The sequence below is a fragment of the Williamsia sp. Y844 genome (genome assembly GCF_056786475.1).
In genome coordinates this window covers 214,332-231,678 of sequence record NZ_JBXCJB010000004.1, presented here as the reverse complement: position 1 = coordinate 231,678, position 17,347 = coordinate 214,332, and the positions used below count along the sequence as shown (strand labels likewise).

The window sequence follows — 17,347 nt, the reverse complement described above, 5'->3', positions numbered from 1 at the left end:
GAGATCGCAATCGGTGAAAGCCACAACACCGCTTGCGATCCGGGGGATCAAGGGGGGAAGCACGAATGCTGAGTGAACCTACGTCGACCGCCGTGAACAATCGGGTCCACGCCAGCGCAGCCGAGAGTTGTTGATGGCCATCCTCGATCAGCCGTCGGCCACCGGGTCCAAGGACATGGCGCGCCGCGAGCGGGATACCAAACCCGATGACCGGGCACCTCAGCGGTCCGCTGTCGGTGAGATCACCGGATGGATGCGCGGCTATGTCCGTCGGCATCCGGTCGCCTCATTGGAAACCGTTGGCGGCCAATGTGTATTGGGACTTCGGGCAATCCAGTACCTGTTCATGGACATCGTGCGCTTGCGGTTCCCGTTTGTAGAGTTCGTTCGGCAGTCCGCTTTCATGGCGTCGGCGTCAGCCATGCCGACGGTGTTCGTGGCCGTCCCGATCGGCATGACGTTGTCGATCCAGTTCGCCCTGTTGGCAGGGCAGGTGGGTGCGACGTCGATGGCAGGCGCGGCAAGCGGTCTCGCGGTCATCCGGCAGGGTGCGCCGATGGTCGCCGCATTGCTGATGGCGTCCGCCGCCGGGTCGGCGATCTGCGCCGATCTCGGATCCAGGAAGATCCGGGACGAGATCGACGCGATGGAGGTGATGGGCCTCTCGGTGATCCAGCGACTGGTGGTGCCGCGCCTGGCGGCAGCGATTCTGGTCGGCGTGTGCTTGACCGGTGTCGTCTGCTTTGTCGGGTTCTTCTCGGGCTATCTGTTCAACACCTTTGTGCAGAACGGAACCCCAGGTACATTCGTCTCCACCTTCGCCTCGTTCGCGACGGTCGGCGACTTCTACCTGACGATGATCAAGGCTGTGGTGTTCGGTGCGATCGTGGCAATTGTGGCCTGCCACAAGGGGTTGAACACCCGAGGTGGGCCGGCGGGCGTCGCGAATGCGGTCAACGCGACGGTGGTCGCCTCGATCATCCTGCTGATGGTGGTCAACGTCGGCTTCACGCAGTTGTACGTACTGCTGTTCCCGCGGACGGGTTTCTAGATGGCGTCCAAGTACTATCCCCCCGGAACACGCCCCTTCGTCAAAGCGGCCAATGCGCAGGGTGTCCTGGTCATGCGCCTCGGTCACATGGTGGCGTTCCTGGCCCGGGCCCTCGTGTCGATCCCGTTGACGTTGCGCCACTATCGCAAGGAGTTCCTGCGGATCCTGTCCGATGTGACCTGGGGTAACGGATCGATTGTTGTCGGCGGCGGAACTGCCGGTGTCATCATCGTCCTCGGGGCAGCGGCGGGCGCGCTGGTGGCGATCGAGGGATATCAGGCGTTGCATCTGCTCGGCCTGGAGCCGGCAACCGGGATGGTCGCATCGACTGCCGTCACCAGGGAACTGGCGCCGATCATGGCCTCTTTGGCCTTTGCCGCACAGGCGGGTTGCCGGTTCACCGCACAACTCGGTGCGATGCGGATCTCCGAGGAAATCGACGCGATGGAGGCCCTGGCGATCCGGCCGATCCCGTACCTGGTGACCACCCGGATACTCGCCTCGATCGTTGCCATCATCCCGCTCTACCTGGCCTGTCTGACCCTGAATTATGTGACAGTGCAGTTGATCGTGGGCTTTTCCAGTGGCATGCCTGCCGGAACCTACGAGCACTATTTCCGGCTGGTGCTTGGCAGCACCGACGTCCTGTACTCGTTGGCCAAGGCAGTTGTCTTCGTGATCGTCACCTCGACGATCCAGTGTTACTACGGCTACTACGCGGCCGGTGGACCGCAGGGTGTGGGCACTGCGGCGGGGCGGGCGATGCGCGCGAGCATCTCGGCGATGATCGTCCTGAATCTGTTGCTGACGATGGCATTCTGGGGTGTCGGCACCGGCGCAAGGCTTGGTGGTTAGCGATGGCGGTCATGTTCGATGCAGACCCGCGGGGTCACTCCAACCTGAAGCTGTATCTGATCGGTATCAGCACGCTGGTGGTGGTCGCATTGCTCTTGGTGGCGTTGATGGCCAAGGTGAATGGCAAGTTCGACGACGTCATGAAGGCCACCGCCGTACTCGCCGATGTTGGTGACGGCCTGCCCAACAACTCAGACGTCAAGTATCGCGGCGTGCTGGTCGGTACCGTCACCGGGCTCGAACCGGGACAGGACGGTGGAATGAACCACGTCGACCTGTCCCTCGATCCCGCTTACGCCCACGACATTCCGCAAACTGTGACCGCAAGAGTGGTGCCCAGCAACGTGTTTGCGGTCTCGTCGATCCAGCTGATCGACAATGGTGCGGCACCGCCGCTGACCGAAGGGGCGATCATCGACCAGGATGAGAGTGCCTCGACCATCCAGTTGCAGACCGCGATGACCAAACTCCGCGAGATCATCGCCGCATCGGCCCGGGTGGGAACCGATCAAACGGTGGGGCTGCTGGCCGTGGTGGCGCAGGCCACCGATCGCCATGGTGCCGAGATCTCGGATGCCGGAGCCGCGCTCGATCGGATCACCAGAGAAATGGACGCGATCATCGGGACCGGCAACGGACCGTCGACTCTGAACGCACTGAGCGGTGCGGTCCAAGGGTTGAACGAGTCGGCGCCCGAATTGCTCGACGTGATGCACAGTGCGGTGGTGCCGATGAAGACGCTGGCGGAGAAGAACCGTGGGCTGAACGAGTTGTTGGCAGGTGCCTCCACCACTTTGGCGACGGCGAACACGGCACTGGCAAACAACACCGACACGATCATCGGGATCACCACAAACCTGTCGCCGGTACTCGGTGTCCTCGCAGACGGGGGTTCGTCGTTCACCCAGATCACCACCAGCCTGGCGAATATTTCCGACAAGTGGTTCGAGGAGTTCTGGCCGGTCGGTGCACAGAACGGCGCCGGAAAGTTCCTGTTCCAGTTCACCCCTCACCGAATGTTCACCCAGGCCGACTGCCCGCGTTACGGCGAGCTGGAAGGCGCGAGTTGTCAGACGGCGCCCGTAGGGGACGGGATCTCGACGTTCCCCAACCGTAACGGCGCGCAGAACTTCATGTCGGCGCCGATGGGCGGCAATGTCGGTTCCGTGGGCAGTGCGCAGGAGCAGGATGTGCTCGGCAAGATCATCGGCGAGGCGCCGAGTGCCGCGTCCACCTTGCTGCTCGGGCCGCTCGCCCGCGGAACCACGATCAATGTCGATGCCGCAGAAGGGGGTCCGCAGTCATGAGCTATCGCAAACCGCTCATCGGTCTGATCATCTTCCTGGTCATCTCGATCGCGTTGACGTGGACCGTTTTCAACACCCTGCGGCGCAGCGTCGACGGACCGTCGACCTCGTATAGCGCAGTGTTCAGTGATGTTTCCGGCCTCGGTGTCGGCGACGACGTCCGGATGGCCGGTGTCCGGGTAGGGCGCGTCGATTCGATCAAGCTGGACGGGCTCCTTGCCAAGGTCGGCTTCCGGGTGGAATCCGATCAGCAGATCTACGGAAACACCAAGGCTTCGATCACCTACGAGAACATCATCGGCCAGCGATACCTGGGGCTCTCACTCGGCGACCACGGCGATCCGAGCATCATGAAGGGGGGAGAGATCCCCCTCGAACGCACCGAACCCTCATTCAACATCTCAGTGCTCCTCAACGGATTCGAACCGCTGTTCAGCGTTTTGGACCCCAATCAGATCGACAACATCACGACGTCCATCATCCGGGCACTGCAGGGTGACAACGGATCGATCACCACGCTCGTCGCGCAGACATCGGACCTCGCGGAGTCGTTCGCCGGACCCGATCAGATACTCGGCGACATCATCGGCAACCTCGACGGCATCGTTCGGACCTTTGCCGAACAACGTGGCGCCGTCGACACGGTGATCACCCAATCCCAGGCGATGTTCACCCAGTTGGCGCAGCGCCGCGAAGAACTCGTGACCTCCATCGATTCGATTTCGACGGTGGTGGGACGAGTTGCCACACTGGCCAATGAGGCTGCACCGGAGCTCAACCAGTTCATCACGCGGCAACCGGGTTTCGCCAAGCACTACATGGACAACCTTGATGCGTTCGCGTATCTGGGCTTCAACGTCCCGATCTTGTTGAAGGGGCTGGCCCGCGTGACCCAGGCGGGTGCGTACATCGACACCTACCTGTGCACCCTGAATGTCACGTACATCCCGGCGCTGAGCAATGTGATCCCGTCCATCGTCGATGCTGCCACGCCCGGCGGTAAGACCAAGTTCTCCCCGGCGTGCCAGTGAGGACATCATGCTGAAGCGAATGGTTTCGAACACGAGCCGGGTGATCCGGCAGCCGGTGGAAAAGCACAACATGGCTGTCCTGGGTGCGATCACGGTGGGCATCATCGTGGTCCTGCTCATCGCTCTGTTGCAGATTGCGGGCGCGGGTATCGGCAAGGTCAAGTACGACGCCGACTTTGCGCAGGCAGCAGGCGTGAGCTCCGGCGACTCGATCACCGTGGCCGGGGTGTCGGTGGGTACGGTAGCCGCGACCCGGCTGGCGGGCGACCACGTGGTGGTGACGCTGGAGATCGACAGTGATCTGAAACTGGGCGCTGACACCACTGCGTCCATCCAGTTGACGACATTGCTCGGGTCGCGATACGTGGAACTCAAACCGGCCGGTGCCGGGAGTCTTCCCGATGGCCGGCTCAACCTGGCGCACACCGCTGTTCCCTACGACCTTCAACAGCTGATCACCAGTGCGACCACAACTTTCGAGCAGGTCGACTTCGCGAACATCGGCGAGACCATGACCACACTCTCGGCGCAACTGGAGGGTACGCCGGAGCTGATACCCCAGGTCCTCACCAATGTCGAGAGTCTGGCATCGATCATGGCCGACCGGCGGGGCCAGATCGGGTCTCTGCTCACGAGCACCAAACAGCTCACCGAGGTGATCCGCAAGCAACAGGGCAATCTGGGCTCTCTGGTGGCGCAAGGTCGAGAGGTATTGCAGGAGATCAACTCTCGTCGAGCGATGATCGATCAGCTGTTCGATGCCACCACTGAGTTGGTGGATCAACTGCAGACGATCGTGGTGGACAACCGGCCTGCGGTCGACGAGCTGATCGTGAATCTGAACGGGATGATGCAGACCCTGGCAACCAACGATGATCTGCTGCGTAACGCCTTGCAGATCTTGCCCGTGCCGATCCGCAACTTCGCGAACGTCACCGGTACCGCCAACGAAGCCGACTTCACGTCGATAGCCGGACCGTTCGTCGATTCCTGGATGTGCGCGATCAGCGGCCGGGCCAATCAGGTGAATCTTCCCGAGTATTTGAAGGACTGCAAATGAGAACGGGCAAGGCAGTGATCAAGTTTGCGGTCATCGCGGCGCTCGTCGCCGTGGTCTGTTTCGGAAGTGTCCGAGCGGCCACCGCCTCTGAGGGATCGATCAGGGTGAGTGCGCTTTTCGACAATGCTGTCGGCCTCTACGAGGGCAACTCGGTGGCGGTGCTGGGCATGCCGGTGGGAACGGTCGAGACGATCTCCCCGAAGGGCATCCACGTGGAGGTGACGATGAAGATCGACGGTGACGTGAAGATCCCGGCGGACGTCAACGTGGTCACCGTGTCGACGTCGATCCTCACCGACCGGCATGTCGAGCTTTCCCCGGCCTACACGGGCGGGCCGACGTTGAAGAACAACGATCAGGTCGGTCTGGACCGCACCAAGACCCCGGTCGAGTTCGACCGGTTGCTGGCGATGGCCGATGACCTCGCGGTAGAACTCCAGGGCGATGGGCAGGGGGCCGGACCGGTTGCGCAGCTCCTCGACGTCGGGTCGGCGATGACCGATGGCAATGGCCAGGACATTCGCAGCGCACTGACGCAGCTGTCCAATGCATTGCGGATGGGTGAGGATGGAGGCGTCGAGACCAAGAACGCGATCACCACCATCGTCGACAATCTGTCGGTCCTGACCGATGCCGCGGCCACCAACGATGGGCAGATCCGCGAGTTCGGTTCTGCGATCAGCCAACTCAGTGACATGCTCGCCGATCAAGACCTCGGCGCAGGCAACACCGGTGCCCAGATCAACGCGATCCTGCTGGAGGCCGAAAGCCTGCTCCGGGACAACCGGGGAAATCTGAAAACAACTGTGACCGATGCCAATACGCTCGTGAAATCGCTGGCGGACTATCAGCGGGAGATCGGCGAGTTCCTGGATGTCACACCGATGTTGCTGGACAGCGTCTACAACATCGTCGATCACGACAACAAGGTCGCCAGGGTGCATGCGCAGATCGAGAAGGTGTTCTTCGACGGCCAGCTGCTGAAAGAAGTGTGCAACGTGTTGGGACTTCGTCAACTTGGTTGTGCCACCGGCACATTGTCCGATTTCGGTCCCGACTTCGGGGTCTCGGCAATGCTCGAGGGCATGGCAGGACTGCCCCGATGATGCGCCGGGGTCGGACTGCGTTGGGCGGAGCGTTGGTTGCGCTCGCCGTGTTCACCAGTGCCTGTTCGATGGACCTCGAGTCGGTGCCACTACCGGCGCGAAGTGTCGGTGGTGACACGTACACGGTCTACGCCACCTTCCAGAACGCGCTCAACCTCCCGAATCAGGCGAAGGTGAAACTCGCCGGTGCCGACATCGGCGAGGTCGAAGGTATGCGGGTCGAGGACTACACGGCCGTTGTCACGCTGAAGATCAGTGAGAAGGTGACCCTGCCGGCCGGCACCCGCGCCGAATTGCGTTCGGCGACACCGCTCGGTGACATCTTCGTGGCGGTTCAGCCCCCGGTGGATGCGGCCCCTGATGGCCCGGTTCTGCAGGACGGTGATGCCATCGAGATCGAGCAGACCTCGGCGGCGGCCACCATCGAGGAGGTGCTGACCACGTCGGCGCTGCTGGTCAACGGTGGCGTGATCCGCAATCTGACCAAGGTCATCAACGGCCTGGGGACAGCGGTGGGCGACAAGGGTGACCGGTTGGGCGCCCTGATCGATCAGTCCACCAGCCTCATCGGCAAGCTCTCGGCCCGGTCAGGCGAGATCCGCACCACCCTCAACCAGACCAATCGACTGGTCTCGACGTTGTCGGCAGGCCAGAGCACCATCACCGACGCAATCGCGGCGGCGGGACCGGCGCTGACCGTTCTCAACGCGAACACCGGTCAGATTCTCGGGCTCGTCAAACAGCTCGCCGACGTCACCGCCCAACTGGCCAAGTTCCCGTCGGTCGCCGGTACGGGCAACCGGGGAATGATTGCCGACCTCAACACCCTTGCCGCTGAGCTCAACGCCGCGGCGACAAACCCCAAGGCAGACCTCGACAAGGTGAACGCATTGCTTGCCCCGGTCATCAAGATCACCAACGGCACCGCGGCCCATCCGGATGCCGATCTCCAAGACCTCTCGATCGGTGCGCTCGCAGATCCAGGGCATTCAGCCGATCCGGGAAGCGAGCTCCCGACCCTGGAAACCGACGGTGCCAACGCCGTCGGCACACTCACCCACACCCTCGAGCGGCTGCGTGGTCATCTGACGGGACCGCGCCGATGACCCAGCAACTGGAGTACGCCAACGGACCTTTGGAGACGCCGGCCAAACTCGTCGTCACCGGCGTCGGAAAACTGGTCGATCATCGGCTGTGGTTGTCGGTCGGCGCCCTGCTGACGGTGCTGGTTCTCGGCATCACCTATCTGGTGTTCGGGGTGTTCCAGGCCGATCCGACCGCCACGAAGATGACGGTGCGGGTCAATCTCGCGTTGTCGGGTGGGTTGCTGCCGAAGCAGGACGTGACCCTGCGGGGTGTGCCGATCGGCAAGGTCGCGAGCGTGGAACTGTCAGATGACGGGGTGGTGGCGGTTGCCACGATCGAGGGCGACGTTCAGATCCCCAGCGATGGTGAGGTCCGGGTTGCCGGGCTCTCTCCGGCCGGTGAGCAGTACCTCGACTTCCGGCCCACCACCGACGAGGGCCCCTATCTGACCAACGGATCGGTCGTCGAGGCCGACCAGACCACGACACCGGTCCCGATGGCGGATCTGTTGGGTGATCTCGATGGGATGCTCGCTCAGATCGAACCGGCCAAGGTCGAGACGATCATCACTGAGTTGGGGGTCGGTCCCGAAGGACCCGAGAAGCTGGAATCGATCATCACCGGCGGAACCTTCCTCATCTCGACGCTCGATTCGGTGCTCCCGCAGACCGTCAGCTTGCTCAACAACAGCCAAGTTGTCCTCGGCACTCTCAAGGAGATGAGCCCGGGGCTGCAGGACACGTCGCAGAAGCTCGCAGGAACGCTGGACGGGATCGCGTCGATGGACTCCGGTTTCCGGACGTTCATCGACCAGACGCCGGTGACACTGCAGGCCGTCGACTCGATCATCGCCGACAACTCTCCGACGATGGTCCAGCTCCTGGGGAGTCTGACGACGGTTGCTCAGCTGACCTATCTGAGAGTCCCTGCGCTACAGGAGTTCTTCTTCCCGCAAGATCGGAACGGCTCGACCCTCGACGCGATCGCATCGGTCATGCGTGACGGAGGTATCTGGGCTGCGGTGAACATCTATCCGCGCAAGAACTGCCAGTACGATCTCCCGCGCCGTCCGCACTGGCAGGTGGACTTCCCGGAGCCATATCTCTACGGCACCTACTGCACGGAAGACGATCCGTCGATGCTGATCCGCGGTGCCGCCAACGCTCCACGCCCAGCCGGTGACGATTCGGGTGGTCCGCCACCCGGTGCCGATCCGCTCGCGACCGCGTCGCCGACTCCCGTTGGGCCGGAATCGATTCCATTGCCCTATGCAGGTCCGGTCCTGCCCTCGGCGCCATGACCACACAACAGCCCGGTGGTCACCACCACAACAGCGGAGACAATCCAGAGGAGAGAACGATGAGCAAACTCAGCGGAACGGTCACCTCCACTCCCGAAGAAAAATGGGGATTGATGGCCGACAGTGCGGACGTCGAACCCGCAGAAGCGGATACGCCGACGGTCGCGGTCGACACTGCGCAGACCGACACTGCGCAGACCGACGCAGAGAAGACCGACGCAGAGAAGGCCGACGCAGAGAAGGCCGACCCAGAGAAGGCCGCTGTCGGGAAAGACGCTGTCGGGAAGGGCAATAGGTCCTCTGCCAAGCGGACTCGATCAAAGAGAGGTGCCGAAACCGAACGCCGTTCGTGGCGGACGTTGTTCACGATTCGCCGGGCCGCAGTGGGTGCGCTGGCGGTGATCGCCATCGCGGCCATTGTCGTGGCCGCAATCCTGGGCTGGAAGTTGAACGAGCAGAGCAACATCGATGCCGCCGCCGACGAAGCCCAGGCCGCGGCGGAGCAATACGCGGTGACCCTGACCAGCGTCAGCGCGGACAAACTGGACCAGAACTTCGCGGCCGTACTCGATGGGGCCACCGGCGAATTCAAGGACATGTATTCGCAGTCGAGCGGGCAGCTGCGCGATCTCCTTGTCGAGAACAAGGCGAACGCGCAGGGCACGGTCATCGACTCGGGCATCAAGTCGGCGACGACGTCCAAGGTGGAGGTCATGCTCTTTGTCGACCAGAGCGTCACCAACACCGCGACGCCGGACGCGAGAATCGACCGGAGCCGTGTCCTGATGACCATGGAGAAGGTCGACGGACGCTGGCTGGCCTCCAAGGTCGACCTGCCCTGACGCACCCAAGCCAGTGGCGCTGCCGCCCCGTCCCGCCCAATCGATTGGAACGGGCGACAGCACCACACGCTTTTCACACTATGGAGTTGTCAAAGATGCGTGCGCGGTCCCGACAAGATCTCGGGTGCGCTGGTGGTGGAAAGTTGGTTCAGGCGGCGAGGGTCAGGGTTCGCCGGTTGTAGGCCGGTAGAGGTTTTCGCTGCGGGTCGACGTCTGCTGGTGGGATCAGCCACGGATGGCCGTCGGAGCCCATGGTCACGTCCCAGTCGGTGTTGTGGACCGCCATATGGCAGGTGCGGCACAGCAGGCAACCGTTCTCCAGGGTGGTGGCACCGCCATCGGCGAAGTGCACGATGTGGTGGCAGTCCGACCAGCCGGCCTTTGCCCCACATTTCACACAGCAGGTATCGCGGATGATGATCGCTTTGCGCACCAGCCCTTTGAACAGCCGTTTCGGTGGACTCATATCGACCGGGACTTGCTGCCCGTCCAGGGTGATCGAGGTGATTGATGAATCGCACGCCAACGCAGCGGCGGTTGCTTCGGTGACCGGACCCATCCATGGCAGGGACGCAGCCTCGGGATGATCGGCTGGCACGGTGACCATCACCTCGGTCCGCGGCGCCGACACCAATTTTGGTCCGCCACCGCCACAGTCCAACAGCTGGTGCAAGGCATCGGCCCGACGTTGGATAGGACTTCGACTGTCATTCGAGCCGTCGGGTTCGGGGCGGGCCCTGGACCAGAAGTCCAACGCGGAAAACAACTTCTCCCCGATCACCGCATCCACATCGAACGTGCCGACACATCGACCCTCACGGACTGCATAGTCCAGGCTGTTCAGTGACCGGTCTTCGGCCGGCGGCGGACCACCGGTGTCCCTGGCGACCTCGTTGCCCAGCATGCGGGCAGCCGCACCGATCTCAGCCGGTGGACATCCGGAGATGGCGTGGCTCAACAGTTTCCGCTCGAACTCGACTTGCTGTTCGGCGGTGATCGGATCCTCGGACCGGCCGACGACATGGGCGACACCTTTGACCACCGCGTCGATATGTTCGGAGGACAGGAACCCGTCCCGCGAATACCCGGCAGTCCGATCCAAGCCCGCAATACCGGCGCCGATACGTAACCAGCGATACGCAGAAGCGGGTGCTGCACCGTTGACCTGCAACACCTTTGCCGTCGTCGACCCGGCCTTACGGGCGATACCCGACTCGTCGATCACCGCGGCGCATGTCGCGAGTTGGTGCTCGGTCGCGTTGCGCAGGGTGATCAGCTCCTTCACCACCCCTAGCGCAACGTTCGCGTCATCAGGAATCACTAGGTCGACGAGATCGTCGACCATCTCGAGAAGTCGCATAGCACAGCACCTTCCAAGGAGAGAGTAAACCGGGAGGTCGACCGGGGTGTCTCTGCGGGGAAGGCGTCAGATGCGTCGTGCTTATGGTCGACTGACTCCACTGTACCCAGTCGAACGCATGTTCGCAAGGGCTCATTCCACCCAATATGGTTTGGGTGCAATCACTTTCGATAGTGAGACGAAACAAGTCGCACGGAGGCAGTTGGCTACTATCGCCCGCGGAGTAGATCAGTCAACTCCAGAGCGTCACATGGACTTTCGGGCGAAAGCGGGTCACCCCGACACCTGATCCGCGGATCATCGCCTGTGTGCAACGCGGTGTGGTGATGAACCGTAGGAGCTCCGAGACCGCGGGTTGACGGGATGCCGGTGGCAACGTGGATGCACTCCACTGCCCCGCAACCTGCAGGCCGGGGGCCTTGATCTGGATCAGGCGCCGGGCTGCCAGGTCGGCGGCGACCGCAAAACCGAGGGTCAGGGTCACCCCGCCGCTGCGGTGGACTTCTTCCATCGCGGCGGCATCGCTCTGGAATATTCGTTGCCTGGATTCGGGGATTCCCAGGTCGTGCAACATCTTTGCCTGCTCGCCGGTGGAGCTTCCGGCGCTGGGGCCGAGCATCCACTGCTGCTCGTGCAGCAGTGTCGATGTGGGCACTCCGGAAGCGAGTGGGTTGTCCGGCGCCGCAACGGTGATGACCTGGTAATTGAGGAACGGACGCACCGCGATGGAGTCACTGGGGGGTGCGGCCTGCGGACCCAGCGCTATGTCCACCGCACGTGATTCGATGAGATTCTTGAAGTTGGCGGTCGGGTGCACACTCAACTCCACCGAGAGGTCTTTGGCGCGGGAGGCGAATAGTTCGATGAGGCCCGGTGCCGCGTGCTCGGCAAACGAGCTCGATGCCGCGATGTTGAGCAGTCGTCGGCCGCGGGCTGCCTCTCCGACCTCGATCACCGTCTGCTGCTGCAGACCGAGGATCTCCGTGGCCCGTCCGGCAAGTCGCAGGCCGCCAGGGGTGAATGCCAACCCGCCTGCGGTCGGTGTGAACAGCGGATCGTCGAGTTCTTTACGCAGTTGCGCAACGTGCGTGGAGATCCCGGCGTCGGTCATACCCAGTTCCTGGGCTGCCGCGTGCACGGAACCGTGCCGCACCACGGCGGAATAGGCTCGAAGCTGAGCGGGTGTCACGTTCTGAGCCTACGTTGGAGGTCAGGCCTGACACGTCGAATCGTGAACGGCCAATTATAAAGGGACGCGGGCACAACGGGCCGCGGGCCGCGTGGAGGAGTTTGTGAAATGCAGGACGTGCTGGCAGATCTGATGCGTATCTGGCGTTCCGGGGCAACCGCGGGCGTCGGCACGGTCGTGCGGACGTTCCGGTCAGCTCCCAGGCCGGCCGGGGCATTGATGGTGGTGGCGCCCGACGGCACGGTCAGCGGTTCTGTATCCGGTGGATGTGTGGAGGGTGCGGTCTATGAACTGGCCGTCGACGCCGCACAAAATGGTGAACCGGCTTTGGAACGCTACGGCGTCTCGGATGACGACGCGTTTGCCGTGGGCCTGACGTGCGGCGGGATCCTGGACGTTTTTGTCGAGGCGATCTCGCAGGAGACATTTCCCGAACTGGGCCAGATTGCCCAGGACATCGCCGATCATCAGCCCGTTGCCATTGCGACGGTGATCGAACACCCGGATTCGGTGTGGGTCGGGCGACGGCTTGTCGTCCGGCCGACGACGGTCGGCGGGCACCTCGGCTCGACCCGTATGGACAACGCGGTGGCCGATGATGCACGCGGGCTTCTTGCTGCCGGGCGGAGTGAGGTCCTGAACTACGGTCCCGACGGACAGCGCCGCGGTGAAGGTATGGCGGTATTCGTGTCCAGCTACGCCCCGCGCCCTCGGATGCTGGTGTTCGGGGCCATCGATTTTGCTGCGGCGGTCGCCCAGCAGGGATCGTTCCTCGGCTATCGGGTGACGGTCTGCGACGCACGTCCGGTGTTTGCCACCGCAGCGCGTTTTCCCACCGCGGACGAGGTTGTTGTCGAGTGGCCGCACCGGTACCTGTCCGCGCAGGTGGACGCCGGAACTCTCGATCAGCGCACGATCATCTGCGTCCTGACCCACGATCCGAAGTTCGACGTACCGCTGCTCGAGGTGGCTCTGACGATGCCCGAGGTGGCCTACGTCGGCGCGATGGGGTCGCGGCGCACTCATGACGATCGGGTCGAGCGACTCCGTGCCGTGGGATTGACCGACACTCAGATCTCGCGCCTGGCGAGTCCGATCGGGCTAGATCTCGGTGCACGGACGCCGGAGGAGACCGCGGTGTCGATCGCGGCCGAGATCATCGCTCGACGGTGGGGCGGCGGGGGCCGACCGCTGCGCGAAACCGATGGTCGGATTCATCACGAACAGGAAACGCCGGTTGTCGAGAGCCCGGCGGCGGCAGCGAATTAAGTGATCGCTTAATTCGGTCTTGACCCTGGCCACAGGCGGGGTCACTGTGGTCACCTCCACGATTGTGAGGTAGGTCACATGCAAGTTCCCGGACCCTTCGAATATGAACGTGCAACGGGCGTCGCGGACGCCATCGGACTGCTCGATCGGCTCGGGGAGGAGGCGCGCGTGGTCGCAGGTGGGCACAGCCTGCTCCCGATGATGAAGCTGCGCCTGGCCAACCCCGAGTATCTGATCGACATCAACGATCTCGCCGCGGAGTTGGGTTACATCATCTGCGACCCGACGCTGGTTCGGCTGGGGGCGATGGTCCGACATCGTCAGGCACTCGAGTCGGATGACCTGGCGGCGGTCTGCCCGATCTTCCGTGACGCCGAACGCGTGATCGCCGACCCGGTGGTGCGGAATCGGGGGACCATCGGCGGATCTCTGTGCCAGGCCGACCCAGCCGAAGACCTGACAACGGTCTGCACGGTGCTCGGGGCGACGTGCCACGTGCGGGGACCCGACGGTGATCGGGAGATCTCGATGGACGATTTCTTGGTTGGCCCATACGAGACCGCGATGGCGCCCAATGAACTGCTCATCGAGGTGAGGATCCCCGTTCGACTCGGAACCTCCAGCGCCTATGCGAAAGTCGAGCGGCGAGTGGGTGATTGGGCCATCACCGCAGCCGGATCGTGTGTCACCCTCGAAGGTGGGGTGATCGCGGCGGCCCGGGTTGGGCTGACCGCGGTGAATCCGGACGTGGCGGGACTTGCCGATGTTGCTGCCGGGCTTGTCGGGAACCCGCCGAGCGAAGAGTTGTACGCCGAGGCGGGCCGCCGCGCGTCGGTGGCCTGCTCGCCGTTCACCGACAGCCGTGGAACCGCGGACTACAAGCGGCATCTCGCCTCCGAATTGACCATTCGCACGCTCCGCACGTCCGTCGAACGTGTGTTGAACACGCCCGCCCCGGAAGGGAATTGATCATGCAGGTGAATCTGACCATCAACGGTGAGGCCGTCACGGCAGACGTCGAACCACGCCTTCTGCTTGTTCACTTCCTCCGAGACCAACTGCGGCTCACCGGAACCCACTGGGGATGTGACACCAGCAATTGCGGAACGTGTGTGGTGGAGGTCGACGGGGAACCGGTGAAGTCGTGCACAATGCTGGCCGTCATGGCCGATGGACGTTCGGTGCGAACCGTCGAAGGCCTCGAGGTCGACGGCAAGCTCGATCCGGTACAAGAGGGGTTCATGCAGTGTCACGGCCTGCAGTGCGGGTTCTGTACACCCGGGATGATGATCACCGCGCGGGCCCTGCTCGACCGCAACCCGGACCCGGACGAGGAGACCATCCGGGAAGCCATCTCCGGTCAGATCTGCCGATGCACCGGCTACACCACGATCGTGCGGTCGATCAGGTGGGCCGCGGAGAAGGAAGCCGCTGTCGCAACGGAATCCACCGGTCCGGCCGCACCCACCTCGCCCATCGGGAGTCCGTCATGACCACAGTGCAATCACGACCGGAAGACACGGTCGACAACGACCACAAGCCCTGTGGCCACGGCAAGATGCTGCGCAAAGAAGATCCTCGGTTCATCCGGGGCCGCGGCAATTACGTCGACGACGTCACTCTGCCCGGGATGCTGCACCTGGCGATTCTGCGGTCGCCGGTGGCGCACGCACGCATCGTCGGCATCGACACCTCCGCGGCGCTGGCCCACCCGAAGGTCAAAGCGGTGGTGACCGGCGCCGACCTGGCCGAGAAGGGCCTGGCCTGGATGCCGACACTGTCGAATGATGTGCAGGCGGTCCTGGCCACCGACAAGGTCCGGTTCCAGGGACAGGAGGTGGCGTTTGTTGTCGCCGAGGATCGGTACTCGGCGCGCGATGCCCTCGAACTCATCGACATCGAATACGACATCCTCGAACCGGTCATCGATGCGCGTCGGGCCCTATCCGATGACGCCCCGGTCATCCGGACCGACCTGGAAGGCAAGACAGACAACCACTGTTTCGACTGGGAAACCGGCGATGCGGCGGCGACGGATGCGGTGTTCGCCCGGGCCGATGTCGTGGTGAAACAGGAGATGGTCTATCCGCGAGTGCATCCCGCGCCGATGGAGACGTGCGGAGCGGTTGCCGATCTGGATCCGGTGTCGGGCAAGTTGACACTGTGGTCGACCAGTCAGGCGCCGCACGCCCACCGAACGCTCTATGCCTTGGTCGCCGGCTTGCCGGAACACAAGATCCGCGTCATCGCTCCCGACATAGGCGGCGGATTCGGCAACAAGGTCCCGATCTACCCCGGTTATGTCTGCGCCATCGTGGCGTCGCTGGTTCTGGGCAAGCCGGTGAAATGGATGGAGGACCGCAGCGAAAACCTCACCAGCACCGGCTTTGCCCGTGACTACATCATGGTCGGTGAGATCGCCGCGACCCGCGACGGGAAGATCCTGGCGATCCGGTCGAACGTACTGGCCGACCACGGAGCCTTCAACGGCACTGCGGCGCCCGTGAAGTATCCGGCCGGATTCTTCGGTGTGTTCACCGGTAGCTACGACATCGAGGCAGCCTACGCAAAGATGACCGCGGTCTACACCAACAAGGCGCCCGGTGGAGTTGCGTACGCCTGCTCCTTCCGGATCACCGAGGCCGTGTATTTTGTTGAACGCCTCGTCGATTGCCTCGCGCAAGAATTGAAGGCCGATCCCGCACAGCTGCGCCTGCAGAATCTCCTTCGGCCCGAACAGTTTCCGTACAAGAGCAAAACGGGTTGGCTGTACGACTCGGGTGACTACGAGAAGACGATGCGGCTGGCGATGGAGATGATCGGCTACGACGCCCTGCGGCAGGAACAGAAGGAAAAACGCGCCCGCGGAGAACTGATGGGTATCGGGATGTCGTTCTTCACCGAGGCGGTCGGGGCCGGACCTCGCAAAGACATGGACATCCTCGGACTGGGTATGGCCGACGGGTGCGAGCTGCGGGTTCATCCGACGGGCAAAGCCGTTGTGCGACTGTCGGTGCAGAGCCAGGGCCAGGGCCACGAGACGACGTTCGCGCAGATCGTCGCGGAAGAGCTCGGTATCCCGCCGGACGATATCGATGTGGTGCACGGTGATACGGACCAGACACCGTTCGGCCTGGGCACCTACGGAAGCCGGTCCACGCCGGTGTCGGGTGCCGCTGCGGCACTGGTGGCGCGCAAGGTCCGCGACAAGGCCAAGATCATCGCGTCCGGGATGCTCGAGGCGTCGGTTGCCGACCTGGAGTGGGAGAAGGGATCGTTCCACGTGAAGGGTGACCCGTCTGCCGCCGTGACGATCTCCCAGATCGCGATGCGCGCCCACGGCGCCGGTGATCTTCCCGACGGGATCGAAGGTGGTCTCGATGCCCAGATCTGTTACAACCCCGAGAATCTCACCTATCCATACGGCGCCTACTTCTGTGTTGTGGACATCGACCCGGGTACCGCGCAGGTGAAGGTGCGCCGGTTCCTTGCCGTCGACGACTGTGGCACCCGGATCAATCCGATGATCATCGAAGGTCAGGTGCACGGAGGTATCGCCGACGGAATCGGGATGGCGCTCATGGAGATCATCGAGTTCGATGAGAACGGCAACTGCCTCGGTGGCTCGTTGATGGACTATCTGATTCCCACAGCAGTGGAAGTCCCACATCTGGAAACGGGTTTCACGGTGACACCGTCGCCGCACCATCCGATCGGTGCGAAAGGTATCGGCGAATCTGCCACGGTCGGCTCGCCGCCTGCGGTGGTCAATGCCGTCGTGGACGCGCTGGCGCCCTACGGGGTTCGGCATGCCGACATGCCGTTGACCCCGTCCCGGGTGTGGGAAGCCATGCAGGGCCGGGCAACCCCACCGATCTGAACGGAGATCAT

At 63.2% G+C, this 17,347-nt stretch carries 15 protein-coding genes; 13 read left to right on the top strand and 2 right to left on the bottom strand.

The features are described from left to right. Window positions 1–175 precede the first annotated feature (175 nt). The 9 genes from AC1TQG_RS22170 to AC1TQG_RS22130 all read left to right on the top strand — a co-directional run bounded on the left by AC1TQG_RS22170 (window position 176) and on the right by AC1TQG_RS22130 (window position 9,638). The gene (locus AC1TQG_RS22170; RefSeq protein WP_482141418.1) at window positions 176–1,051 is read left to right on the top strand and encodes an MlaE family ABC transporter permease; all 876 of its coding nucleotides are present in this window, start codon (window positions 176–178) and stop codon (window positions 1,049–1,051) included. Next, entirely contained in the window at window positions 1,052–1,906 is an 855-nt protein-coding gene (locus tag AC1TQG_RS22165) for an MlaE family ABC transporter permease (RefSeq protein WP_482140297.1), read from the top strand. A gap of 11 nt (window positions 1,907–1,917) precedes the next feature. Beyond that, complete coding sequence (locus AC1TQG_RS22160) at window positions 1,918–3,213, top strand: MlaD family protein (RefSeq protein WP_482140295.1); 1,296 nt, start codon at window positions 1,918–1,920, stop codon at window positions 3,211–3,213. After that, the gene (locus tag AC1TQG_RS22155) at window positions 3,210–4,244 is read left to right on the top strand and encodes an MlaD family protein (RefSeq protein ID WP_482140293.1); all 1,035 of its coding nucleotides are present in this window, start codon (window positions 3,210–3,212) and stop codon (window positions 4,242–4,244) included. Before AC1TQG_RS22160 ends, AC1TQG_RS22155 begins: the two co-directional genes overlap by 4 nt. A 19-nt stretch (window positions 4,245–4,263) precedes the next feature. Next, a complete protein-coding gene (locus AC1TQG_RS22150) occupies window positions 4,264–5,304 on the top strand; it encodes an MCE family protein (RefSeq protein ID WP_482140291.1) in 1,041 nt (346 codons plus the stop codon). Then, window positions 5,301–6,410, top strand: coding sequence for an MCE family protein (locus tag AC1TQG_RS22145; RefSeq protein ID WP_482140290.1), 1,110 nt, complete (start codon window positions 5,301–5,303; stop codon window positions 6,408–6,410). Before AC1TQG_RS22150 ends, AC1TQG_RS22145 begins: the two co-directional genes overlap by 4 nt. Then, window positions 6,407–7,516, top strand: coding sequence for an MlaD family protein (locus AC1TQG_RS22140; protein ID WP_482140288.1), 1,110 nt, complete (start codon window positions 6,407–6,409; stop codon window positions 7,514–7,516). Before AC1TQG_RS22145 ends, AC1TQG_RS22140 begins: the two co-directional genes overlap by 4 nt. Continuing rightward, window positions 7,513–8,796 (top strand): MlaD family protein, encoded by a 1,284-nt coding sequence (locus AC1TQG_RS22135; RefSeq protein ID WP_482140286.1) that lies wholly within the window; start codon window positions 7,513–7,515, stop codon window positions 8,794–8,796. Before AC1TQG_RS22140 ends, AC1TQG_RS22135 begins: the two co-directional genes overlap by 4 nt. A 113-nt stretch (window positions 8,797–8,909) precedes the next feature. Then, window positions 8,910–9,638, top strand: coding sequence for a hypothetical protein (locus AC1TQG_RS22130; protein ID WP_482141417.1), 729 nt, complete (start codon window positions 8,910–8,912; stop codon window positions 9,636–9,638). Window positions 9,639–9,786: 148 nt separating this feature from the next. On the opposite strand, the gene AC1TQG_RS22125 is transcribed toward AC1TQG_RS22130, so the two are convergent. Both AC1TQG_RS22125 and AC1TQG_RS22120 read right to left on the bottom strand, forming a co-directional pair. Then, entirely contained in the window at window positions 9,787–10,998 is a 1,212-nt protein-coding gene (locus tag AC1TQG_RS22125) for an HNH endonuclease (protein ID WP_482140284.1), read from the bottom strand. Window positions 10,999–11,230: 232 nt separating this feature from the next. Beyond that, a complete protein-coding gene (locus tag AC1TQG_RS22120) occupies window positions 11,231–12,187 on the bottom strand; it encodes a LysR family transcriptional regulator (protein WP_482140282.1) in 957 nt (318 codons plus the stop codon). A 108-nt stretch (window positions 12,188–12,295) separates the two neighbouring features. Between AC1TQG_RS22120 and AC1TQG_RS22115 the strand changes: the two genes are divergently transcribed. The 4 genes from AC1TQG_RS22115 to AC1TQG_RS22100 all read left to right on the top strand — a co-directional run bounded on the left by AC1TQG_RS22115 (window position 12,296) and on the right by AC1TQG_RS22100 (window position 17,336). Beyond that, window positions 12,296–13,456, top strand: a complete 1,161-nt coding sequence (locus AC1TQG_RS22115) for an XdhC family protein (RefSeq protein WP_482140280.1) — start codon at window positions 12,296–12,298, stop codon at window positions 13,454–13,456. Between the two features lie 78 nt (window positions 13,457–13,534). Next, window positions 13,535–14,425: an FAD binding domain-containing protein gene (locus AC1TQG_RS22110; protein WP_482140279.1), complete on the top strand. Its 891-nt coding sequence runs from the start codon at window positions 13,535–13,537 to the stop codon at window positions 14,423–14,425. Between the two features lie 2 nt (window positions 14,426–14,427). After that, entirely contained in the window at window positions 14,428–14,949 is a 522-nt protein-coding gene (locus tag AC1TQG_RS22105; RefSeq protein WP_482140277.1) for a (2Fe-2S)-binding protein, read from the top strand. Further along, window positions 14,946–17,336 carry an aerobic carbon-monoxide dehydrogenase large subunit gene (locus AC1TQG_RS22100; protein ID WP_482140275.1) on the top strand — a complete coding sequence of 797 codons (2,391 nt, stop codon included), beginning with the start codon at window positions 14,946–14,948 and terminating at the stop codon, window positions 17,334–17,336. The genes AC1TQG_RS22105 and AC1TQG_RS22100 overlap by 4 nt, the downstream gene beginning before the upstream one ends. Window positions 17,337–17,347 lie beyond the last annotated feature (11 nt).